Genomic DNA, 21,902 nt, shown 5'->3' on the forward strand with positions numbered 1-21,902 from the left:
TTTTCCGTGAATGGAACAAATATCGAAGTTGTGTAATTGTGCGTAATTCTGTGCCAAGATGTGTAACAGGTACACAGTAAGCGCAAAAAAAAATAAGGGGAGGCTGCATTCCTGCAGCCTCCCCTTAAAACCAAACTAAAAAACCAACTTAAAATTTATTACATCTCTATCCAATTCCCGTCCTGATCGGCATAAAGGGTGCCAGAGGCACCATCTTTCAATACCACTTCCAGTTTATACTGCTTGTCTTTGTTTACATACGCCTTGTTCACAGTTGCAGTTGGATAGTCCTTTGCAATCGCCGCAGTTACAGCTTCTGGCAATTCACTGCTATCTATTTCGGTATAATTGTCCTGGACAGATACTTCTGTTGTTGCGCCTATGTTGGCCTCTGCTGTATTCTGTGCAAATGCAGTTAAACTTGCTAGTGAGAATGCTGCTACATAATATAACTTTTTCATCTTGTTTATTTTTAAGGATTAAACCTGTTATGTCTATTGAAATAATAATACCGAACTTTTCAAATGATATAAATAATTTTTAATAATCTGATTTTCAGTGTTTTACTTGATTTGTTACCGGATCAAATAAATAACATACCTGTGTAATTGTGCGTAAATCTGTACCTAGGTGTGTAGCTGGTATACAGTGAGCAGGGCAAAAAAATAAGGGAGGCTGCATTGCTGCAGCCTCCCTTAAAACCAAACTAACCAAAAACTAACTCTTGTACTTTATAAATTACATATCAATGGGGTTACCATCGGCGTCAAAATAAAAAGTGCTTGTGGAACCATCTTCCAAGGCAACTTCCAATTTATATTCCAATTCTTCATTGACATATGCCTTTTGAATGGTGGCTCCCATGTGATCTTTCTCCAGTCCTTCCAAAACAGCTGTAGGAACATCCTTTACGGCGATTTCGGTAAACTCTTGTGCAATTACCAATTCCATAATTCCATCATGGAAAATTGGAGGGTTGGCAGATATTGTTGACAAACTTCCTAGTGCAATTGCTGTGGCATATACTATATTTTTCATTTTATTACGTTTTAAGTGAATACTCATTTTCATTATTACCAAGCATAATGGAAAAATAGTGCCAAAACATAAAAGTCTACGGAAATACCCTCAAAGGCCCTGTATATCTGGGATTATTAAAAATACCAGTAGAAAAGAAGATGTGTAAATGTGTATCCAAAACAAAAAAAGTGTGTAAAACTTACACACTTTTTTGCTCCTATTGGATATTCTATTTAAAGTTATAATTCCCTAGCTCACTTGATGGGTTGGTTTTAATAAGTCATTTACGGTTTTAACAGGATTAAACGTCACCAACGGTACCTCCACAAATATCGTATTCCAATATGCCATTGCCCCATTCCACAAACCAGGAAGTTCCAAGGCCTTTAAATCCTTGCCATCTTTGGTTTTCTGAGTGATAAACCCTTGCTTGTGGTCCACAAAATTTAGGAGATTATATTTTTCACCTTTATAGTTCTTTACACCACATACAAGATCCACTGGATTAAAGTGGGTTGAGTTTTTAAAAATTTCCACCTGATCAGTATTGGACATATCCACTTGGGCACTCTCGATGATCTGTAGGGATATATGATCTGTTTTATCTTTGATCCAAAAGGGACCTCCACCCGGCTCCCCTTCATTTTTAACCATTCCGCATATTCGGATCGGCCTATTGAGCTTGTCCTTTAATATTTCCAACTGTTGCGCTATGGTAAAGCTATCGAAGTTAGGTACGAACCTCACATTTAACTGTTCCTCCAGAAAAGATTTAACCTCCATGACCTCGTCCAGGGTCTCTCCGTTCTTTTCCAATAAGGTGGCATAGGCAAATGCCTTTTCTTGTAATTTCAATAGCAAACCTGCCAACACCTTTTTACTGTTGGCTACCTGATCAACAACCCCGTCAACCACTACATTATCAATATTCTTAATGAAGATGATATCGGCATTCTGTTCATTCAGGTTTTCAATCAATGCTCCGTGGCCACCTGGCCTAAAAAGTAAAGAACCATCTGAATTCCGGAACAGTTCATTGCTCATGGTTACTGCCACCGTATCTGTAGCAGGCTTTTGATAGGAGTAACTTACGTGGAACTCTGTTCCCGTAGCTTTGGATACCCTCTCGTTCACCTCTTTAAATTCTTTTTTGAACATCTCATCATGTTGCTCGGAGATGGTAAAGTGAAGTTGTGCGGCACCATCAACCTTGGCGTATAGGGAACCTTCTTTTAGATGTTCTTCAAAGGGGGTGGCCCCATGTTTACCATATTTATGAAAAGGCAAAAGGCCTTTGGGATAAAAGCCGTAGTTCAATTTATCCTCTGCCAACATTTCCTGGACAAAGAGATACACCTCTTCATCTTTAGATTTGGCAGTTCCTGATATTCTCTTTTCTATTATATCGTAGAAAGGAAAATTCTTTATTCCTTCAACAAAAACTTTTATGTCTTTATCCCCGGTCCTATCCAAATACGTTTTTAAATTTTCCTTTGATGGATCAAATGATTCCAAAAAGTTAAACAGCGCTTTAAACATTCTAGATGCCGCACCTGAGGCTGGCACGAATTTCAAAAGTGCTTTTTTGGCTTTCAGTTTATCGAAAATTGACACCAATTCTTTTTCCTCGGCAGGACTAAATTTTAAAATCCCGTCCGAAATTATTGCTGCCTTCTCTAAATGCACAAAGGGAATACCCTCCTTAAAGGTTTCAATTTGGTTTAATACCTTTTCTTTTTGAATTCCCTTATCTAAAAGTTGTTGATGGTCGCTTGATGAAAATGCTGTCATTTTTTTAGTAATTTATCGATGTGTTCCACGGCCTTGGCCAACCTGGATTTTGTATCACCCTTTAAAATAACAAAATTTCGACCATATTCTTCTAAAGTATTCTTGAAATATAAAAACATTTGTTCTCTTTCGTCGGGCTTGTCCCTAAGATCGTCTTTCTCCCAAGGAATATCTATATACGTCAACAAATAAAGATCGTAGGTGTTTTCCAATGCGTACTTTTCCAATACAGGGTCACAATACCCCAAATAATAAGCTTCCGAATATACTTTGGTCTCAAGGAGATCAGTATCGCATATTAAAATATCATTGGCTTTTTTTGATAGGGTATTTTCTAAACGCATTTGACCTTCTGCAATGGGGAGTAAATCCTTTGGCTCACAGGTCTTACCTTCCTTGTTCCATTTATCCTGCAGATATTCCCTTGCGTACTCCGGGACCCAGGCCGTATTATAATGTTTAGCCAACAGCTCCGACAGGGTTGTTTTACCAGTAGATTCTGGGCCGAACAAAACTATTTTAACAATGTCTGAGGGCTCTTGTTTAAACTTTTCTTCCATGCTAGATATCCGAAAATGGCTATTATTGTGAATAAAAAATACTGTAAGGAAGTAAATATAAGTCCTTTGTATAGATATAGAGGGACAGATATTATATCTCCTATAATCCAGTAAATCCAGTTTTCGATCTTTTTTCTGGCCATCAGCCACATACCGACAAAGAAAATGGCAGTAGTAAAAGAATCTACATAGGAGGTCCAACTATCCAGCCTATCAAAGAATATATAAACCATCATTACAAATACAATGGTGGCTACGAAAAGAATTATCGACCATTTCCTTTCCTTGGATGTTGTTTTAGTGATCGGAATAAAGTGGGTGGCATCTACCTTTCTGGTCCAAACATACCATCCATATATGCTCATGGCAAAATAGTACGCGTTGATAAGCATATCGCCCAAAAGGCCAAAAACCAATAAGATATAGACAAAAATTCCAGTACTTATGATACCGGTAGGGAATACCAGGATATTCTCCCGCATGGAATACCAAACGCTGAGAAAACCAAAGAACACCCCAAACATTTCCAAAATGATCAAATGGGAATCTGTTCCTTCATATTGGGCAAAAATCCAATCAAAAATGGGGCTCATACTCGCTTCTGTCCGATTTTACGATTTTCATATACAACAAGCCTTTGTCCATCAACTCAAAAGCCTCCTTAATTTCTACCTGCATAAGGTGCATCACCTTATCGTAATCCCCATAAATTTGAGTACTCAAAGGATTCTCCAAGACGGTAAGGCCCGAAGCCCTTATTTTTTTAATAAAATTGATAATATGCTCCTCATAAGTGTCCTGTAAGGGAGATAGGGTAAGCTCAACGGAAATGTTCATGAATTGTATTTGGTATTAAAGTAATAGTGGAAATTGATTTTTATAGAAATTGGACATATGCCCTATGGCCTTTATGCTTGTTTTACTGCATACACACAGGTATAATCTTCAAATTCCAAAAAATTTATATCGTAGAATGATTGGTCCCCGTGGTATAGTATCTCTGCCGTTGTCTTGGAATCCGAAAAGGAAAAATCCTTTACATCCACGTGGTGTAAAAAGCTTAGCCCGTGTTTGGCATAAATCTTATAAAGCGATTCCTTCGCTCCCCAGACAATCGTAAGCTTTCGAATGATGGCATCTGAATTGGCCAGGGTCTTGTATTCCTCCAACGGCGTAAATTTATTCGCAATCCTCAAGATTTTATCGCGTTGCATTTCTATGTCTATTCCAACTTCATCAAAATCCGCAACTATAATCCCAGTGAATTCGTGGGAGTGGGTAATGGATATATGCCGACCATCCTTTAAATGCGGTTTCCCCGCCTCGTCATAATACAGATCATGGTCCGTATAACCAACAACGGCCAATAAGTGGCGTATGCTCAAAAATCCCCTTCTATGAAGTTCAGATTTCATCCCGTTTAGCCTTTTCTGGCAATGTGGGGTCAAAACAATATCCTTGGAAAGCTCATCCTCCGTTTCCTCTATCTTCCAGATATGCACCACAACACCAGGCCTTACTGTTATAGTTTTGTAAATAGCCATTGGTTTATTTAAGTAATTAGTACCTTTGCACTCAGAATATAGCGGTAAAAAGCGCTATATAACGAAAGTAAAAATAAAATGGTAAAGAACTAAGCAGATGGGACAATAATTAACCCTCTACCCTCTTTATCACTGACATTTTATAAAATTATAACAAAAAAAATTGATCACATGAGCACCAAAACAGTTCCTTATGTACCAAATAAGGTAAAAGATATGTCCCTAGCTGATTGGGGCCGAAAAGAAATTCTATTGGCCGAAGCAGAAATGCCAGGTCTAATGTCCTTAAGGGAGGAATACAAAGATGAACAACCCTTAAAAGGAGCACGTATTGCTGGTTGTTTGCATATGACCATCCAGACAGCAGTGCTTATTGAGACCTTGGTAGCACTTGGTGCTGAAGTAACCTGGAGCTCATGTAACATATTCTCTACCCAAGATCAGGCAGCAGCTGCCATTGCAGCGGCTGGAATACCTGTTTACGCTTGGAAAGGGATGAACGAGGAAGAATTTGATTGGTGTATAGAACAGACCTTGTTTTTTGGGGAAGATCGCAAGCCTTTGAACATGATCCTGGATGACGGGGGAGACCTTACCAATATGGTGTTGGACAAATATCCAGAATTGGCTGCCGGAATCAACGGACTATCCGAAGAAACCACTACAGGGGTTCACAGACTTTACGAAAGAGTGAAGAACGGAACTTTACCAATGCCTGCCATCAATGTAAACGACTCCGTTACAAAATCCAAATTTGACAATAAATATGGGTGTAGAGAGAGTGCCGTAGATGCCATAAGAAGGGCCACGGACACTATGCTGGCTGGAAAAAGAGTTGTTGTTGCCGGTTACGGTGATGTGGGTAAGGGAACAGCTGCCTCTTTTAAAGGAGCAGGTTCTATTGTAACAGTTACCGAAATTGACCCAATTTGCGCGTTGCAAGCTGCAATGGACGGATTTGAGGTGAAGAAAATGGAGACTGTTGTTGGCAATGCCGATATCGTGATCACTACCACTGGAAATAAGGACATCATCCAATCACAGCATTTTAAAGCGATGAAGGATAAGGTGATCGTTTGTAATATTGGTCATTTTGACAATGAGATAGACATGGCATGGTTGAACAAAAACTATGGCTATACCAAAGACCAGATCAAACCACAAGTAGATAAGTACACTATTGATGGGAAGGACATAATCCTTTTGGCCGAAGGCCGATTGGTGAATCTTGGATGTGCCACAGGTCACCCAAGTTTTGTGATGAGCAACTCGTTCACGAACCAGACGCTCGCACAAATTGAACTTTGGAAACACAAGGACAAATACGAAAACGATGTGTATATGCTGCCTAAACATTTGGATGAAAAAGTAGCAAAATTGCACTTGGAAAGATTGGGAGTTGAATTGGAAACCCTACGTCCAGAACAAGCCAAATACATTGGGGTTTCTGTTGAGGGACCATTTAAACCTGAATATTACAGGTATTAATATTCGGTAGCACCGAACAATACTAATAGTGAGGATCTAGAACCCTTATCTTATGAGAAGTAAGATAAGGGTTCAATCTTTAAACGACACACCCAATTAAACCAACCGTGTATTCATGAAAATAATTTTAACTGGAGCCACAGGAACGCTTGGATCCAAGATACTTTTCTCCCTCTTTGAGCAGAAGTCTCAAAATATAGAAAAGGTTTTTCTACCCATCCGAAGTAAAAATTCGACCACTCCAGAGGAGCGAATTCAAAAAATGCTCCACAGTGAATATGCCCCCAACTTCATCAAGGACAATCTGCCCAGCATTCTAGACAGAATACAGGTAATTGATGCTGCATTACTTTTGGACCCTACATCATTTCTAAAGGATCAAAAAATAGAATTTTTTATCCATTCGGCAGGATTCGTCAATCTTTCTACAGACCATAGTGCCAAAGAAGACATTTTCAAGGAAAACTATGAGTTTACCAAGGATATCTTTACCGCTTATACGCCCTTTATAACCAAGTTCGTCTATATCAGTACTGCCTTTGCAGCAGGTGATATTGGAGGAGTTCTAGACAATGACTATTCCAATAAGCACAAGGGCAAATACCGCAACCATTATGAAGCCTCCAAGCATGCTTCGGAAAAATTCTTATTGGAAGCTGGCGTTGCACATAATATTCCGATACAAATCCTAAGACCTAGCGTATTGGGAGGCAATATCAAGGACCACCCCCACTTTTTTATTTCAAAATATATGGTCTTTTATCTCTTTGCCAAGTTTTTCCACAATAGCAATTCCAAGGACCTCATTAGAATCTCAACCACAGATACTGCCGGACTGAATATAATCCCAACAGATTATGCCGCACGGGTAATTGTAAAGGCGATGGAAACCGACATTGGGCAACTGAATATTGTCCACTCCAAGGAAACGAACCTCATGACCGGAATGTCCAAAATTTTCGATATTGTTGGTTTTAAGAACTTTAGTTTCACCCAGGATAAGATCAATGGGGATACTGGTTTTAAATCGGATTTGGAAAAATTTTATTACGAGACCATTGGGGTACATTTAAACCCTTATATGACCTCAAGGCCCAACCAATGGGATACTAGCGTACTGGAGAGCATCCTCCCCATCCCAACCTATGATTTGGAGGAATATCTTGCCCAGACAGTTACTTTTGCGAAATCTAAAAAATTCAGAAGTCAGCAGTGGTAAGCCAGCCATATAAAAAAGCCCTTAGTTCAGCTTTGAACTTAGGGCTTTTTCCAATATTGATGGTAATTAGTTAGCTTCGGCCATCATTCCGTTCAAATAATAACAATCTGTCTGTTCCTTAATAACGGCCAATCCTTCTTCTTTGGATTGTAATGGATTAATTTTTACTTCCTCCCCGTTGGGCATATAGACAATATAAAATCCTTCTTTAAAGGAAGAAAGCTTTATGATTTCTCCGTTTGGCTTTACAGCATTCCATGATTTTTCGTGTGGCCTATAAACCAAATCTACTTTTTTTCCTTTTTTAGGTCCGTCCAAAACAGTGATCTCCATTCTGTTTTTGGTTGCGATCATTTCAATAGTATTCCCATCCCTTTCTACTATCTGAATTTCCGAATCCCCATCCTGCATGGCGATAGGGTTAGAGCCCGACCAAAATTCGATCACATTAAATATAAGGGCATCCCCTACGAAAAAGAGACCGTAAACGGGAATGATGTTCAAACCCCAAAAAATTAGGTTGTTCACAAACTTACTATCAGAAGCACTCTGGTTCCAGTCTTTTAAGTTATTAAAGGCATTGAAGGAACCCAAACAACTTGAAAATAACAAGGACAAGGAAAGAAAACTACAAGCGATTAATTTTTTCATACTATGGCTATTTTTGATTAGTAATCTAAAATTAAACTCTGCCCAGTATAAAAATCATCTCGATAAATTAAAAAAAGAACTCAAATCAATAATTTGAAACAAAAAAAACCCTCCTTGTTTCCAAAGAGGGTTTTAAATTTTAAAAGCGACGTTCCTTATGCCTCGAAAGGATCAATAGAAACAAAGGATTTACCTCCTGCTTTCTTTTCAAATTTTACAAGACCATCTACTCTAGCGTGTAGGGTGTGATCTTTCCCGGCATAAACATTTTCACCAGGATTGTGTCTTGTACCACGTTGTCTTACGATGATATTTCCAGCAATAGCAGCTTGTCCACCAAAAATCTTCACGCCTAAACGTTTTGATTCTGATTCCCTACCGTTTTTAGAACTACCAACACCTTTCTTATGTGCCATGATATTTTGTTTTAATTCTTAACTATTTACTTAAAGCTTCAATCAAATCGGATTTTTTCATAGAAGAAATCCCTTCGATACCTTTTGCTTTTGCCATTTCTTTCAACTCAGCAACAGTGTACTTGCTCAAGTCTTCAGATGGAGCAGCGGCTTTTTTTGGAGCTGCAGCAGCTGGTTTAGCTTCTTTTTTAGGAGCTTCCTTTTTAGGAGCCTCTTTCTTTGTAGCTTCTTTCTTAGCCACTTTTGTAGCGCCAGAAGCAACAATGCTTTCAATTCTGATCTCTGTCAAATACTGACGGTGACCGTTTTTCTTTTTGTAACCTTTACGTCTTTTCTTATGAAAAACGATTACTTTGTCACCTTTAAGGTGCTTAACGACTTTCGCCTCAACAGCGGCTCCGTCTATAGCTGGGGCGCCAATTGTGATGTCCTTACCATCTTCCAACAAAAGAACGTTATCAAAAGTAACTTTGCTACCTTCTTCGTCTTGCAAGCGGTGAACATACACTTTTTGGTCTTTCGCAACTTTAAATTGCTGCCCTGCTATCTCTACAATTGCGTACATAGCGTGTATATTATTTATTAATTTCAAAGATTGCCTATTTTGTATAGGCGGGTGCAAATATACTGCTAAATTGCTAACTCACAAGTGTTTTTTTGAATTTAATACGTTCGATTTTTAATCTTTTCTTGCTGTTTTAAACAATTGCATAAAAGCCAAGGTTAAAACCAATGAGGTTGAAAACCCCATAATGGCCACCGTAAAGAATACGATTCCCCCTTCAGTCTTATAATCCTTAAACCAAACTTTGGAAAGTTCTGCCAAAAATCCAGTATCTACTTCAGTAGCGTAAAAAGCAAAGAATATTGTAAAAATAATGGTGGCCATAAATCCAGTAACGATTCCCGCACTGAACCCTTTTGTATAGTTAAATGCCTTACCGTCCTGTAAACGTAGATACTTTATGGCCTCATAAATCCCAAAGCCAGTGATTACCCCGTTAAAAAGACTATAAAAAACATTAGTGTGCAGACCAAAAAGCGACAAAATTAAAAAGTACGCAATCAGGGAACCACTAGTGGCAATTCCAAATCTTATAGGAAGAGCAAAACGCATCATATGCTAATTATTTTGGTTTAGAGTATCAAGTTACAGAATATTCATGATTTCTTCCAATAAAACTGAATAAAGAATTAACACTTTATCGAAAAATATGCAGAAAATAATCATCAGTATTGTAACAAATTCTTTAATTTGCTACTAACAAGTTAAAATTGAGAATTAAACACTGATTACAATGAAAGGAAAATTTTTATTAGCTGTTTGTATGTTGCTCTTGGCAACACAAATAGGAGCCCAAGAGGTGGCTTATGAGGAATACGACCTGGACAATGGCCTCCATGTTATTTTGCACCAGGATAACACAGCGCCTTTGGTGACAACATCCGTAATGTACCATGTGGGAGGTAAGGACAGAACAGAGGGAAGAACTGGGTTCGCACATTTTTTTGAACACCTATTATTTGAAGGAACAAAAAATATAGAAAGAGGCAAATGGTTCGAAATAGTTTCTTCCAATGGTGGCAGAAACAATGCCAACACCTCTCAGGACAGAACCTATTATTATGAGGTCTTCCCATCCAATAATTTAAAATTGGGACTTTGGCTGGAATCAGAGAGAATGCTGCATCCTGTCATCGACCAAAAAGGGATAGACACCCAGAATGAGGTGGTGAAAGAAGAAAAAAGATTGCAATATGACAATTCCCCATATGGTCAAATATTTCCTGTCGTGGGAAAAAGTCTATTTAAGAAGCACCCTTATAAGGATCCCAACATAGGCTATATGGAAGATCTTGATGCTGCAACTTTGGAAGACGTGATTGCCTACAAAAAAAAATATTACGTTCCCAACAACGCAGTATTGGTTGTGGCTGGCGACATTAATATCGGGGAGACCAAAAAAATGATCCAGGATTATTTTGCTCCCATTCCAAAAGGAGCTACGGTTACTAGAAACTACCCCTTGGAAGACCCAATTACCTCCGAAGTAGAAACTGTAACCTACGATCCAAACATTCAGATCCCAGCGACCATTGTAGCCTATAGAACACCAGGTTTTAAGGAACGTGATGCCTATGTTTTGGATATGATATCTTCCTACCTGAGTGACGGTAAAAGTTCCAAACTATATAAAAAGATGGTAGACGAGCAAAAACAGGCACTACAGATCGGAGCCTTCAATATTGGACAAGAAGATTACGGAATGTACCTGATTTTTGGACTTCCCGTGGGCGATACCAGTTTAGATGTTTTGGTCTCAGAAGCAGAAGAGGAGATTGCCAAAGTTAGAACCGATTTGATATCCGAAAAAGATTATCAAAAGCTACAGAACAAGTTTGAAAACAATTTTGTGAATTCCAACGCCAGCGTGGAAGGAATTGCAGGGTCATTGGCTACCAATTACCTTTTATACGGGGACACTTCCTTGATCAACAAGGAAATAGAAATTTACAGATCTATCACAAGGGAAGAAATGAAGGCTGTGGCCAATAAATATTTAAATCCCAACCAACGTGTTGTTATCGATTACCTACCTGAAGAAAAACCAGCAAATTAAATAGAGATGAAAAAAATAGTTACAACCCTGGTTTTGGCATTCATGGCCCTAACCACGTATGCACAGGTCGATAGAACAAAAATGCCCGAACCGGGACCATCACCTGAAATAAATTTATTGGAACCCCAGCGTTTTGAGCTTAGAAACGGCTTAAAAGTATTGGTTGTGGAAAATCACAAACTCCCCCGGGTAACCATTCAATTACAAATTGACAACCCCCCAATTGCGGAAGGGAACAAAGCCGGAGTCCGTTCTTTTGTTTCCAGCCTTTTGGGCAACGGCACTACAAGTATTCCCAAGGATGCCTTTAATGAGGAGGTCGACTTTTTAGGGGCACGTATCAATTTTGGATCCCAAAGTGCCTATGCGAGTTCCTTATCCAAATATTTTCCTAGAATATTGGAGTTAATGGCAGATGCCGCGATACATCCAAACTTTACACAGGAAGAATTTGACAAGGAAAAAGAGAAATTGCTAACAAGTTTAAAGACCCAAGAAAAGGATGTAGCCGCAATTGCCAGCAGGGCACAAGCAGCTCTTGCATATGGCAAGCAACACCCTTATGGTGAATTTACAACTGAGGAAACTGTCAATAATGTGACCCTAGCAGATGTGAAGCAATTTTATAGCAGCTATTTTGTACCTGCAAATGCCTATCTTATAATTATTGGTGATGTAACCCCTAAGGAAGTTGAGAAATTGGTCAAGAAAAATTTCACACCTTGGACCAAGGCCACTCCACCTTCCTTTGAGTTCACAAAACCTCAAGATGCGCTATACACCCAAATTAATTTTGTGGATGTTCCCAACGCAGTTCAATCAGAAATTGCCGTTGAGAATTTGGTAGAACTTAAAATGAGCAGTCCAGATTACCTTGCCGCTCTGGTGACCAACCAGATTTTAGGCGGGGGTGGCGAAGGTCGTCTGTTTCTTAACCTTAGGGAAGACAAAGGCTATACCTATGGATCCTATTCCAGAATAGGCAATGACAAATACGCCCCCTCGAGGTTTATGGCTACTGCAAGCGTTCGTAATGCGGTTACGGACAGTTCGGTAGTGGAACTTCTTAAAGAAATAGATAGAATCATAAAAGAGCCCGTAACTGCAGAGGAACTTGCAAACACCAAAGAAAAATACATTGGTAATTTCATTATGGCCCTTGAAAGACCCGAGACCATCGCAGGTTACGCCTTGAACATCGAAACCGAGGGGCTCCCTAAAGACTTTTACAAAACGTACTTGGAGCGCATCAACGCCATTACCATTGAAGAGGTACAGGCAGCTGCCAAAAAATATTTCAGCACGGAAAATGCAAGAGTTGTAGTTGCTGGAAAAGGAAGCGAGGTCCTTGATAAGTTGGAGCAGGTAACTTTTAATGGGAAAAAAATTCCAGTTCATTATTTCGACAAAGAGATCAATAAGGTAGAGAAGCCTAAATATGAAGTAGCCATTCCGGAAGGAACAACGGTAAAAACCGTTCTTGAATCTTATATGGAAGCCATTGGTGGCAAAACTAAATTGGAAAGTGTCCAATCATTTGCCATGGTTGCCGAGGCCGAAATGCAAGGCATGAAACTAGATCTTGAGATGAAGAAAACATCCAAGGACCAATTTATGCAAGATGTAAAGGTCATGGGTAATTCTATGAGCAAGCAGGTCGTCGACGGTGATAAAGGATATATGGTGATGCAGGGACAACGCAAAGAATTGGAAGAGGAAGAGCTTCAAAAGTTAAAAGCTGAATCGTCCCCATTTCCTGAGATGGACTATATAAATGGTACTGCTTCGCTGGAAGGCATTGAAATGGTAGACGGTCAAAAAGCCTACAAGGTAAAGGTATCCGAAGAGAAAACCTCCTTTTACAGTATGGAGACCGGTCTAAAAATACAGGATGCGGTAACTGTAGAAGCACAAGGACAAACCATGAGCACTACTTTTGGGTATGGAGATTACAAAGAAGTATCAGGAATACTTTTCCCATTCTCATTCATCCAAAGTATGGGTCCACAAAAGATCGATTTTAAGGTTAAGGACATTAAGGTAAATGAGGGGGTATCACCTGCCGATTTTCAATAACTGTCACTACATTTTTATGGAAAGCACCCAATACTGTTTATACAGTTTTGGGTGCTTTTCTTTTTTTGTTCACCATCCACACTCCCAGTAAAATGATCAAGGCACCGATCAATTGATAGGCATTGAGTTTCTCACCGTCCCAAACCCCCCATAAAACAGCCACCAAGGGAAGCACATAGGTCACCGAGGCCGCAAAAACCGGACTGGCAATTCGTATCAATTTATTAAAGAATAAATTGGCTATTGCAGTTCCCACAATGCCCAAAATAAAGATATAGGCCATAGGAATATGCATTGCTTCATTAGACCATACCTCAGTAAAAAATCCTGAATAGATCAATATAATAAAGGCGGGAACAATGACCATCGCAAAACTCCCTGTAGTTACCGCCAACGGACTTAAATGTGAAAGATGCTTTTTTATGATATTGATATTAAATGCGTATCCCATGGCGGACAATAAAATAAAAATGGCATACCAATAATTCTGATTTGGACTAAACTCCATTCCGGCAGCAATTAAAGCGACCGTTCCCAACAGTCCCACAAAAATTCCCAAAATCTGCTTTTTGGTAATAATGGCCCCGAATAAAAGGGTTCCTATTAAGGCGGTATTCAAGGGGACCAACGAGTTAAAAATTGCCGTGATGCCACTATCTATTTCTGTTTGGGCCAATGCAAATAAAAATGGAGGAAAGAATGAGCTCAAAAATCCAGCTGCCGTTATCCATTTCCATTCTGCAACGGTAATCGACCTTAAACTTTTAAATCCGATAAGCATTAAAAAGCTCCCAGCAAATACAATCCGCAACCCCCCAACTTGAACAGGACTTAACCCCACTAAGGCTTTTTTGATAAGTATAAAAGAAGAACCCCAGATCAGGGATAAGAGGATCAAATACAACCATTTTCTGGTCTGTTCGCTCATGCTTTAAAAATTTGATTGCAAAATTGGACTTTTATACCAAATAATGCTTCGATATAAACACATTTTATTCTCAGCTATGGCAATTGTTAATTTCCCAATTAAAAAACGATACCTATGGAGTGGGGATTCGAGTATGAAATATTAATTTTGTGATATATAAAAAACAAATCCAATGAGAGTATCCGCTGTTGTAATTGCTTTCGTCTTTAGTCTAGTTTTACTAGGCTGTAAAGAAGAAAAAAAAGAACCTAATAATAACGTCCAGATGAAAGAGGTCATGGCAGTACATGATGAACTAATGCCAAAAATGGGCAAAATAGGTCGCTTGGTAGGGGAATTGAACAAGTTGGAAGATTCCACGGAGACCGGGCAGTTATACAAAGCGGCAAAAATAGACCTGCAAGAAGCCAATAAGGCCATGATGGATTGGATGAAAGAACTCGGCGACCGTTTTGACTATGAGGAGATCATGAAAGGCAAAGAGCTTACCGAGCAAAAACAACTATGGCTCAATGAAGAGGAGAACAAAGTTAAGGTGCTCAAAGAAAAAATAAACGGCAGCATTGAAAGAGCAGAAAAATTGTTGGAAAATAAGCAGTAGAACATATCTATAAAAAAAGGAGGCCAATTGGCCTCCTTTTTTTTATTTAATTTTTCCATCTCATGGTTTCCATAATATGGCGTATGTCCTTTTGTAGATGGACCGCAGCCGGTAAAATAGAATCATAGTTGGGTTTGGTATAAAAATAAAGCGAACCCGTAACAAAATGTGAAATGCTGTCCGTTAGATAAAATTGGGATTGGGACGCGGCATTGCCCTTAACCTCATAATACATGCCATATACCTTGTCCTCTTCATTGACAAAAGGCTGCTCCAATATGTTATCTGCTTTGGACACATGTTCATAAGAAAACTTTTGGGCATCTGACATCAATTTGGATAAATTCCCCTCCACATTTTTATAGCTGATAAATAGGGCCCCCTTCATCTCCGGATAATCCAACGTCAGGGCACAATCCTTTTTTAATTTCATATTGGCCTGTGCATTGTATTCAAATTCGTAGGCACAATCCGCGTCTAATTTCTTTGTTGCCATTTCAGGATACTCCAAGCGCAACATTGCCTTGGGCTTGGGAAGCACCTCTTCCTTACATCCCATGAGGGAGATTAGAAAAACGGCCAAGAAAATAGGTTTAAAAGTCATGTGGCAAGGATATTTTTATTTGTCTCAATCTCTTTTTGTCCAGGCTTTCCACAATAAAGGTATACCCCTTAAAAAGAATCTTTTCTCCTCTTTTTGGGAAACTGCCAGCAATCTCCAAAACAAAACCGGCTATGGTTTCAGATTCTCCTTTGCGCTCCTCAAAATCATGCTCATCCTCAATTTTGGCAACCCGGTAGAAATCCTTTAAGGCAGTCTTACCATCAAAAACGTAATTAAAATCGTCCAGTTTTGAAAAAACCAAGTCCTCATCATCAAACTCATCTATGATATCCCCAACAATTTCTTCTATAATATCCTCAAGGGTCACTATTCCAGAAGTTCCGCCATATTCATCAACCACAATGGCCAAATGATTTTTCTTTTCCTGGAACTCCATCAACAGGTCGTCCAACTTCTTGTTTTCAGGAACGAAATAGGGATCACGCACCAAGGTGGACCAATTGAACATTTTACGATCTATATAGGGCAAAAGGTCCTTGACATAAAGCACCCCTTTTACATTATCAATATTCTCCTCGTAAACCGGAACCCTAGAATATCCATTCTTTTTGATCTCTTCCAAAACCTCCAAAAATTTCATTTCCACATTAATGGCAAAAATATCTATCCTTGGCAACATAACCTGCTTGGTATCTGTATTCCCAAAAGAGACAATTCCCTGCAAGATCTTTTGTTCCTCTTTAGTGGTATCACCCTCCGAAGTAAGTTCCAAAGCCTGTGATAAGTGGTCTACACTTAAGTTAGATTTCTGTTTCCCCAATCTACGGTGCAAGAATATTGTTGCCGATCTCATGGGCATACTCAAAGGAGTCAAAAGAAAATCCAACACCTTTAATGGGTAGGCCATACTGTTAGAAAAGGATTTCCTGTTCCTATTGGCATAAATTTTTGGCAATATTTCCCCGAACATTAAAATAAGGAATGTTACTACTACCACTTCCAATAAAAAGCGCACAGAAATTATTCCCAACCACATATAGGTAATATTGGCGAACAGAAAATCCCCCATATTGCTGAACAACAAAACAATCCCGATGTTGATGGTATTATTGGCTATAAGAATGGTCGCCAATAACTTTTTGGGGCGCTCCAATAATTTCACCAGAATATTGCCTTTTGTGGTCTTTTGCTCCATGATATCGTTGATATCGGTAGGGGAAAGTCCAAATAAGGCTACTTCTGCGCCTGAAATCATTGCGGAACTGATCAGCAACACTATGAGAACAATAACCTGAAGTGCAATAACACTATTCAATTCGATAAAATTCAGTAGTAAACAAAAGGGGTCTGGATCCAACAGTCAAAATTTAGTATAAGGTTATTTTAGAAAGGTAAATCATCATCCTCTTCTGGCGCACTTTGTGGCGGTGTTGCTTTTGGAGCGTTCGATGCCGGTGCGCTGCTTGTTTTGGAAGAACCGGAAGAAGGAGCTCCAGATGGCGCATTGGATGAACTTTCATTTTTGGTGGTCAAAAAGGTGAATTCCTGTACATGCACTTCTGTAGTATAACGCGTTGTACCATCTTCTCCTTGCCACTGTCGGTTTTTCAATCTTCCTTCCACATATATTTTATCTCCTTTGCTCAAGTACTTTTCACAGATTTCGGCGGCCTTATTTCGTACCACCACATTGTGCCAATCTGTATTGGTCACCTTTTCTCCTGTCTGTTTATTGGTATAGGTTTCATTGGTTGCCAAAGGAAAACGCGCAATACAATTTCCCCCTTCAAAATAATGAATCTTAACCTCATCCCCAAGATGCCCAATTAGCATCACCTTATTTAATGTACCGCTCATAGTTGTAATCTTATATCAAAAATACTAAAATTTAAACGTATTTATAAACTCTGCTATTAAAACTGGTACAGGATATTCCTTAAGCTCTTCAAGGCTTACCCCATTACTGTGTTTCTCCTCACTTTTCACAATCCAAAATTTAGTATGCAAATGCTGGTGGGACAATTTATGAACAATAGTTTTTTCATTAAATTGATAGATTTCAGTAGGCTCCTTCAGCTCCAAAACAGTATCCATGGTATTGGTTATTTCTTCCAATGAATATTCCCTTTCTGTTTCCAGCAATGGAAACTCAAAAAGGTTTTGCCATATTCCCCTACCCCTTCGTTGCCTTATCTCAATAGCATTCTCTTTATCCAATACCACAAGGTAATTGAAATAACGCTCCTTGACCTTGGCCTTTTTCAATTTCACTGGGAGGATATCTATTTTTCCTTTCTGTAATGCCACACAGCTATCGTTCAATGGGCAATGCAAACAGTAAGGATTCTTTGGTGCACATTGCAAAGCACCAAACTCCATGATTCCCTGGTTATAGTCAGCAATCTGATCGGCATCCATCACCTTTAAGGCCAGAGCCTTAAAATATTTGATTCCCTCTGTACTATTAATAGGTAAGTCTATTCCAAAATAACGCGACAGCACCCTGAATACATTTCCATCAACAACAGGTTGCGCCTCTTTAAAACAGAAAGAAGCTATGGCGCTGGCGGTATAATCACCTACTCCCTTTAGCTCCAACAAGCCTTTATAGGTATCTGGAAAGTGCCCGTTGTATTTTTCCGAGATTAATTTAGCGGTAGTGTGTAAATTCCTTGCCCTGGAATAATACCCAAGACCCTGCCATAATTTCAATACCTCCTCTTCAGACGCATTGGCCAAGTCATGAACCGTTGGAAAATGTTCTATAAACCGCTCGTAATAGGGCATTCCCTGTGCTACACGGGTCTGTTGTAACATAATTTCCGATAGCCAAATCTTGTAGGGATCTGTGGTGTTTCTCCATGGCAAACTCCGTTTGTTGGCCGAATACCAATGGATAATTTTTTGGGAAAAAGACATTTATAAAATACTAAAGAACAAAAGTAAAGGTTTATAGACTTAAAATTAAGTCCTTTAAGATAAAAGATTGAATTTAATTCATATATTTGCAACCCGAAAAAAACACATAGAAAATCTATAATACAAAATGACGAAAGCAGACATTGTAACGAGAATCTCAGAAAAACTGGGTATTGAAAAAGGAGATGTACAGGCTACTGTTGAAACTTTTATGGAAGAGGTAAAAACTTCATTGGAAAATGGAGACAATGTTTACTTAAGAGGTTTTGGTAGTTTCATTATTAAAACAAGAGCAGAAAAGACTGGTAGGAATATTTCCAAAAACACTACCATTAAAATACCTTCGCACAATATTCCTGCATTTAAGCCTGCAAAGGTTTTTGTTGAAGGAGTTAAAAGCAACGTACAAGTTAAATAAAGTATTAACCCTAAAGTAAATTTTTATGCCTAGTGGTAAAAAGAGAAAAAGACATAAGGTAGCAACCCATAAACGCAAGAAGCGTAGGAGAGCTAACCGACACAAGAAAAAGTAGTTTTATAACTACTTTTTCTTTTTATTAAGTTCATTGACATAGAAATTCCTTAACGGAATTTCGACGGGTTTTAACAGCCTGTTACAACTAATGTTTAATCCATTCGTCCCAACCCCGATGTATATCGAGAAGGGATGAGTATAAATTGATTCAGGTGAATAGAGAACTGATCGTAAGATCAAGTCCTGAAGCCGTCGATTTTGCCTTATTAAAGGATGGAAAACTTACAGAACTTCACAAAGAAGAAGAAAGTAACAACTTTACGGTTGGCGACATTTTGATTGCCAAAGTACGTAAGCCGGTTACTGGATTAAATGCTGCCTTTGTTAATGTTGGTTATGAGAAAGACGCCTTTCTACATTACCACGACTTAGGACCACAGCTTTCGACCATGTTGAAATTTGTAAAAAAAGCGAGTATGGGAAAATTGAAAGATTTTACCCTGAAAGATTTTCCATTTGACAAAGAGATTGATAAGGATGGTAGCATCAATGATGTTATCAAAGCCAACCAATCTTTATTAGTGCAAATTGTTAAAGAACCCATTTCCACAAAAGGACCCAGAATAAGTTCCGAGCTTTCATTGGCAGGACGTTATTTGGTAATGGTCCCATTTTCCGACCGTGTCTCCGTTTCACAGAAAATTGAGAGCAAGGAAGAAAAAGAAAGGCTAAAAAGGCTCGTTAAGAGCATAAAGCCCAAAGGATTTGGTGTTATAATCAGAACAGTTGCAGAAGGCAAAAAAGTAGCCGAACTGGACCGAGATCTACAGAACTTACTGACCAAATGGACAGTAATGTGCAAAAAATTGTATAAAGCTCCACATCCATCCAAAGTCCTGGTTGAGTTGAACCGCGCATCCTCCATATTGAGGGACGTTTTCAACGATTCCTTTACGGGGATATATGTAGACGATGAAACGCTTTATACCGAAGTAAAGGATTACGTGCAAGAAATTGCGCCAGAAAAAGAATCTATTGTAAAGTTGTACGATTCCAATGTTCCAATTTTTGAAAAATTTGGAATAGATAGGCAAATTAAAACCTCCTTTGGCCGTACCGCATCCATGAGTAAGGGTGCGTACTTGATCATAGAACATACCGAAGCACTCCACGTAGTGGACGTTAACAGTGGTAACCGTTCTAACAAAGCAAAAAATCAAGAAGATACGGCTCTGGAAGTAAATTTGTTGGCAGCGTCTGAAATTGCAAGACAATTGCGATTGCGGGATATGGGAGGAATTATCGTTGTAGATTTCATCGATATGTCCAAACCTGACCACAGAAGGAAACTTTTTGACCACCTTAGGGATGAGATGAAAGATGACCGCGCCAAACACAAAATCTTGCCCCCGAGCAAGTTTGGACTCATACAAATTACAAGACAACGGGTTAGGCCCGAAATGAACATTAAAACCAGTGAGGAAAATCCGAATGCCCCAGGGCAAGAAGTGGAAGCCCCAATAGTTTTAATCGAGAAAATCAATTCAGACCTAGAAAAATTGTTGAAAGGACCTGCAAGTGATAATGGTATTATATTGAATATACATCCATTTATTGCAGCTTACCTCACCAAAGGTTTCCCATCTATACGTGCCAAGTGGTTCTTGGAACATAAGAAATGGGTGAAAATACAACCAAGAGATGCTTATACGTATCTCGAATACCGTTTTAAGAATAAAGACGGCAAAACCATATATTAAATAAAAGCGACTCCAGCAACGGGGTCGCTTTTTTTGCTTTAATGGAGTACCTCCACACTTTCACTTTCCTCATATTTCTCCAATTTGTCGAGGGTTTCCCCTTGCCTAAATATTTAATAAAGTTTTTGATACCTTAGAGAAATACAATTTCAACTATGGCACCATACTGTATGCGTTCCGAGATTACGTAGTTTCTAAACCTAAATGGAAGAAATAGTACCTTTATTATTGGGGGGCCTCATATTGTTCCTCTTTGCCATCACCCAACTCTCGGAGGTGATGAAAGGTGTTTTTACCAAAAAGGCCGAGTTTGCCATTCAAAAATATACCAAGAACATCTTTTCCGGCATTCTAATTGGCGCCGTATTGACCATTGCACTGGATTCTTCTTCAGCAGTCATAATCCTGACCATTATTTTTATCAATTCGAAGGTATTGACTTTTAAACAGGCAATTGGCATTATTATGGGGGCCAACATCGGGACCACCATATCCAGCCAGATTATAGCCATGGATATTGGGAAATATGCCGTAATCCCACTGGCTATCGGTTTAATTTTTGAAGTTTTTGCAGAAAAGGCCAAGACCAAGCGCATAGGACACATTCTATTGTATACGGGAATGTTGTTTTTTGGATTGCACCTCATGGGGGTATCCGTGGGCTCCTTAGAAGATAGCGACCTCTTCAGGGAATGGATCGCAAGGATAAACAACAATTATATACAGGGCACTCTGATCGGAGGCCTGATAACCTTGATCATTCAATCCTCCAGTGGCACGGTAGCCATTGCCATCATCCTTGGAAAACAAAACCTGATAACCGCAGCCGGAGGTATTGCCATTATGTTTGGCACAGAACTTGGCACCTGTGCCGACACCTTATTGGCCACCATAAAGGGAAGTAGGCAAGCAATCAAAGCAGGCCTATTCCATCTTTTGTTCAACCTGTTGACCATAGCAATAGGTCTTCTTGTTTTTATTCCCTTCGTACAACTGGTGCAGCTGATATCAACTACACAGGATATAGGCAACCAGATTGCGAATGCGCACGTATTGTTCAATGTCTTGGGCGTAATTTTATTCCTCCCATTCGTCGGCTGGATGGAAAAACTCCTAAATTGGATGTTACCAGATAGGAAAAAACAGCCACAAGGGGCATAAGATCAATAGAGATATGACATTTCCTTCCCCTTGTACGAATACAAAGAGTAAATACCTTAATTTTTTCATGCCTCAAGCAGTAATGATTATCTTAGGTAGTAAGATCC

General features: G+C 39.1%; 24 protein-coding genes. 8 read left to right on the forward strand and 16 right to left on the reverse strand.

Features of this window, described 5'->3' with window-relative positions; translation table 11 throughout:
* Positions 1–158: 158 nt before the first annotated feature.
* The 7 genes from ABXZ32_RS03645 to ABXZ32_RS03675 all read right to left on the reverse strand — a co-directional run bounded on the left by ABXZ32_RS03645 (position 159) and on the right by ABXZ32_RS03675 (position 4,915).
* Entirely contained in the window at positions 159–461 is a 303-nt protein-coding gene (locus tag ABXZ32_RS03645; RefSeq protein WP_354617314.1) for a hypothetical protein, read from the reverse strand.
* A 277-nt stretch (positions 462–738) separates the two neighbouring features.
* Entirely contained in the window at positions 739–1,038 is a 300-nt protein-coding gene (locus tag ABXZ32_RS03650; protein WP_354617315.1) for a hypothetical protein, read from the reverse strand.
* A gap of 231 nt (positions 1,039–1,269) precedes the next feature.
* Complete coding sequence (locus ABXZ32_RS03655) at positions 1,270–2,811, reverse strand: DUF4301 family protein (RefSeq protein ID WP_354617316.1); 1,542 nt, start codon at positions 2,809–2,811, stop codon at positions 1,270–1,272.
* A complete protein-coding gene (locus ABXZ32_RS03660; protein WP_354617317.1) occupies positions 2,808–3,371 on the reverse strand; it encodes an ATP-binding protein in 564 nt (187 codons plus the stop codon). The genes ABXZ32_RS03655 and ABXZ32_RS03660 overlap by 4 nt, the downstream gene beginning before the upstream one ends.
* On the reverse strand, positions 3,326–3,964 hold the full coding sequence (gene pnuC / locus ABXZ32_RS03665) for a nicotinamide riboside transporter PnuC (RefSeq protein ID WP_354617318.1): 639 nt from the start codon (positions 3,962–3,964) through the stop codon (positions 3,326–3,328). The genes ABXZ32_RS03660 and pnuC overlap by 46 nt, the downstream gene beginning before the upstream one ends.
* Entirely contained in the window at positions 3,948–4,208 is a 261-nt protein-coding gene (locus ABXZ32_RS03670; protein ID WP_354617319.1) for a thiamine-binding protein, read from the reverse strand. Before ABXZ32_RS03670 ends, pnuC begins: the two co-directional genes overlap by 17 nt.
* 71 nt (positions 4,209–4,279) lie before the next feature.
* On the reverse strand, positions 4,280–4,915 hold the full coding sequence (locus ABXZ32_RS03675; RefSeq protein WP_354617320.1) for a 4'-phosphopantetheinyl transferase family protein: 636 nt from the start codon (positions 4,913–4,915) through the stop codon (positions 4,280–4,282).
* Positions 4,916–5,086: 171 nt separating this feature from the next.
* On the opposite strand from ABXZ32_RS03675, the gene ahcY reads away from it, so the two are divergent.
* Both ahcY and ABXZ32_RS03685 read left to right on the forward strand, forming a co-directional pair.
* The gene (gene ahcY, locus ABXZ32_RS03680) at positions 5,087–6,403 is read left to right on the forward strand and encodes an adenosylhomocysteinase (protein ID WP_354617321.1); all 1,317 of its coding nucleotides are present in this window, start codon (positions 5,087–5,089) and stop codon (positions 6,401–6,403) included.
* 115 nt (positions 6,404–6,518) lie between these two features.
* Positions 6,519–7,622 carry an SDR family oxidoreductase gene (locus tag ABXZ32_RS03685; RefSeq protein WP_354617322.1) on the forward strand — a complete coding sequence of 368 codons (1,104 nt, stop codon included), beginning with the start codon at positions 6,519–6,521 and terminating at the stop codon, positions 7,620–7,622.
* Positions 7,623–7,688: 66 nt separating this feature from the next.
* Here the strand turns inward: ABXZ32_RS03685 and ABXZ32_RS03690 are convergent, their stop codons facing one another.
* The 4 genes from ABXZ32_RS03690 to ABXZ32_RS03705 form a co-directional block, all read right to left on the reverse strand.
* Positions 7,689–8,273 (reverse strand): DUF3332 domain-containing protein, encoded by a 585-nt coding sequence (locus tag ABXZ32_RS03690; protein WP_354617323.1) that lies wholly within the window; start codon positions 8,271–8,273, stop codon positions 7,689–7,691.
* Positions 8,274–8,428: 155 nt separating this feature from the next.
* Complete coding sequence (rpmA, locus tag ABXZ32_RS03695; protein ID WP_062057465.1) at positions 8,429–8,689, reverse strand: 50S ribosomal protein L27; 261 nt, start codon at positions 8,687–8,689, stop codon at positions 8,429–8,431.
* Positions 8,690–8,711: 22 nt separating this feature from the next.
* Positions 8,712–9,254, reverse strand: coding sequence for a 50S ribosomal protein L21 (gene rplU, locus ABXZ32_RS03700; RefSeq protein WP_354617814.1), 543 nt, complete (start codon positions 9,252–9,254; stop codon positions 8,712–8,714).
* A gap of 114 nt (positions 9,255–9,368) precedes the next feature.
* Positions 9,369–9,809 (reverse strand): DUF4199 family protein, encoded by a 441-nt coding sequence (locus ABXZ32_RS03705; protein WP_354617324.1) that lies wholly within the window; start codon positions 9,807–9,809, stop codon positions 9,369–9,371.
* 178 nt (positions 9,810–9,987) lie between these two features.
* Here ABXZ32_RS03705 and ABXZ32_RS03710 point away from each other — a divergent pair, with 178 nt between their 5' ends.
* Both ABXZ32_RS03710 and ABXZ32_RS03715 read left to right on the forward strand, forming a co-directional pair.
* On the forward strand, positions 9,988–11,310 hold the full coding sequence (locus ABXZ32_RS03710) for a M16 family metallopeptidase (protein WP_354617325.1): 1,323 nt from the start codon (positions 9,988–9,990) through the stop codon (positions 11,308–11,310).
* Positions 11,311–11,316: 6 nt separating this feature from the next.
* Entirely contained in the window at positions 11,317–13,386 is a 2,070-nt protein-coding gene (locus tag ABXZ32_RS03715) for a M16 family metallopeptidase (protein WP_354617326.1), read from the forward strand.
* A gap of 37 nt (positions 13,387–13,423) precedes the next feature.
* Here ABXZ32_RS03715 and ABXZ32_RS03720 read toward each other — a convergent pair whose 3' ends face one another.
* A complete protein-coding gene (locus ABXZ32_RS03720; RefSeq protein ID WP_354617327.1) occupies positions 13,424–14,314 on the reverse strand; it encodes a DMT family transporter in 891 nt (296 codons plus the stop codon).
* 172 nt (positions 14,315–14,486) lie between these two features.
* Here ABXZ32_RS03720 and ABXZ32_RS03725 point away from each other — a divergent pair, with 172 nt between their 5' ends.
* On the forward strand, positions 14,487–14,915 hold the full coding sequence (locus tag ABXZ32_RS03725) for a hypothetical protein (protein WP_354617328.1): 429 nt from the start codon (positions 14,487–14,489) through the stop codon (positions 14,913–14,915).
* A 46-nt stretch (positions 14,916–14,961) separates the two neighbouring features.
* Here the strand turns inward: ABXZ32_RS03725 and gldD are convergent, their stop codons facing one another.
* From gldD to mutY, 4 genes are read right to left on the reverse strand one after another with little or no spacing between them, the layout of a single operon-like run.
* The gene (gene gldD, locus ABXZ32_RS03730) at positions 14,962–15,519 is read right to left on the reverse strand and encodes a gliding motility lipoprotein GldD (protein ID WP_354617329.1); all 558 of its coding nucleotides are present in this window, start codon (positions 15,517–15,519) and stop codon (positions 14,962–14,964) included.
* On the reverse strand, positions 15,509–16,837 hold the full coding sequence (locus ABXZ32_RS03735) for a gliding motility-associated protein GldE (protein ID WP_354617330.1): 1,329 nt from the start codon (positions 16,835–16,837) through the stop codon (positions 15,509–15,511). Before ABXZ32_RS03735 ends, gldD begins: the two co-directional genes overlap by 11 nt.
* A 26-nt stretch (positions 16,838–16,863) precedes the next feature.
* Positions 16,864–17,337 carry a single-stranded DNA-binding protein gene (locus ABXZ32_RS03740; RefSeq protein WP_354617331.1) on the reverse strand — a complete coding sequence of 158 codons (474 nt, stop codon included), beginning with the start codon at positions 17,335–17,337 and terminating at the stop codon, positions 16,864–16,866.
* A 24-nt stretch (positions 17,338–17,361) separates the two neighbouring features.
* A complete protein-coding gene (mutY, locus tag ABXZ32_RS03745) occupies positions 17,362–18,399 on the reverse strand; it encodes an A/G-specific adenine glycosylase (RefSeq protein ID WP_354617332.1) in 1,038 nt (345 codons plus the stop codon).
* Between the two features lie 127 nt (positions 18,400–18,526).
* Here mutY and ABXZ32_RS03750 point away from each other — a divergent pair, with 127 nt between their 5' ends.
* From ABXZ32_RS03750 to ABXZ32_RS03760, 3 genes are all read left to right on the forward strand, one after another.
* The gene (locus tag ABXZ32_RS03750) at positions 18,527–18,817 is read left to right on the forward strand and encodes an HU family DNA-binding protein (RefSeq protein ID WP_062059236.1); all 291 of its coding nucleotides are present in this window, start codon (positions 18,527–18,529) and stop codon (positions 18,815–18,817) included.
* A gap of 269 nt (positions 18,818–19,086) precedes the next feature.
* Positions 19,087–20,634, forward strand: a complete 1,548-nt coding sequence (locus ABXZ32_RS03755) for an Rne/Rng family ribonuclease (protein WP_062057426.1) — start codon at positions 19,087–19,089, stop codon at positions 20,632–20,634.
* Between the two features lie 204 nt (positions 20,635–20,838).
* Complete coding sequence (locus ABXZ32_RS03760; protein WP_354617333.1) at positions 20,839–21,795, forward strand: Na/Pi cotransporter family protein; 957 nt, start codon at positions 20,839–20,841, stop codon at positions 21,793–21,795.
* Positions 21,796–21,902: the final 107 nt, after the last annotated feature.

Source organism: Sediminicola luteus, from assembly GCF_040566555.1.
Classification (GTDB): domain Bacteria; phylum Bacteroidota; class Bacteroidia; order Flavobacteriales; family Flavobacteriaceae; genus Sediminicola.

Coding starts and splice junctions, on each gene's coding strand:
- gldD (WP_354617329.1), bottom strand. CDS start 15,519: ATGACTTTTAAACCTATTTTCTTGGCCGTTTTTCTAATCTCCCTCATG.
- ABXZ32_RS03690 (WP_354617323.1), bottom strand. CDS start 8,273: ATGAAAAAATTAATCGCTTGTAGTTTTCTTTCCTTGTCCTTGTTATTT.
- ABXZ32_RS03740 (WP_354617331.1), bottom strand. CDS start 17,337: ATGAGCGGTACATTAAATAAGGTGATGCTAATTGGGCATCTTGGGGAT.
- rpmA (WP_062057465.1), bottom strand. CDS start 8,689: ATGGCACATAAGAAAGGTGTTGGTAGTTCTAAAAACGGTAGGGAATCA.
- ABXZ32_RS03685 (WP_354617322.1), top strand. CDS start 6,519: ATGAAAATAATTTTAACTGGAGCCACAGGAACGCTTGGATCCAAGATA.
- ABXZ32_RS03660 (WP_354617317.1), bottom strand. CDS start 3,371: ATGGAAGAAAAGTTTAAACAAGAGCCCTCAGACATTGTTAAAATAGTT.
- ABXZ32_RS03645 (WP_354617314.1), bottom strand. CDS start 461: ATGAAAAAGTTATATTATGTAGCAGCATTCTCACTAGCAAGTTTAACT.
- ABXZ32_RS03720 (WP_354617327.1), bottom strand. CDS start 14,314: ATGAGCGAACAGACCAGAAAATGGTTGTATTTGATCCTCTTATCCCTG.
- ABXZ32_RS03650 (WP_354617315.1), bottom strand. CDS start 1,038: ATGAAAAATATAGTATATGCCACAGCAATTGCACTAGGAAGTTTGTCA.
- ABXZ32_RS03675 (WP_354617320.1), bottom strand. CDS start 4,915: ATGGCTATTTACAAAACTATAACAGTAAGGCCTGGTGTTGTGGTGCAT.
- pnuC (WP_354617318.1), bottom strand. CDS start 3,964: ATGAGCCCCATTTTTGATTGGATTTTTGCCCAATATGAAGGAACAGAT.
- ABXZ32_RS03705 (WP_354617324.1), bottom strand. CDS start 9,809: ATGATGCGTTTTGCTCTTCCTATAAGATTTGGAATTGCCACTAGTGGT.
- ABXZ32_RS03715 (WP_354617326.1), top strand. CDS start 11,317: ATGAAAAAAATAGTTACAACCCTGGTTTTGGCATTCATGGCCCTAACC.
- ABXZ32_RS03760 (WP_354617333.1), top strand. CDS start 20,839: ATGGAAGAAATAGTACCTTTATTATTGGGGGGCCTCATATTGTTCCTC.
- ahcY (WP_354617321.1), top strand. CDS start 5,087: ATGAGCACCAAAACAGTTCCTTATGTACCAAATAAGGTAAAAGATATG.
- ABXZ32_RS03710 (WP_354617325.1), top strand. CDS start 9,988: ATGAAAGGAAAATTTTTATTAGCTGTTTGTATGTTGCTCTTGGCAACA.
- ABXZ32_RS03670 (WP_354617319.1), bottom strand. CDS start 4,208: ATGAACATTTCCGTTGAGCTTACCCTATCTCCCTTACAGGACACTTAT.
- mutY (WP_354617332.1), bottom strand. CDS start 18,399: ATGTCTTTTTCCCAAAAAATTATCCATTGGTATTCGGCCAACAAACGG.
- ABXZ32_RS03655 (WP_354617316.1), bottom strand. CDS start 2,811: ATGACAGCATTTTCATCAAGCGACCATCAACAACTTTTAGATAAGGGA.
- ABXZ32_RS03750 (WP_062059236.1), top strand. CDS start 18,527: ATGACGAAAGCAGACATTGTAACGAGAATCTCAGAAAAACTGGGTATT.
- rplU (WP_354617814.1), bottom strand. CDS start 9,254: ATGTACGCAATTGTAGAGATAGCAGGGCAGCAATTTAAAGTTGCGAAA.
- ABXZ32_RS03725 (WP_354617328.1), top strand. CDS start 14,487: ATGAGAGTATCCGCTGTTGTAATTGCTTTCGTCTTTAGTCTAGTTTTA.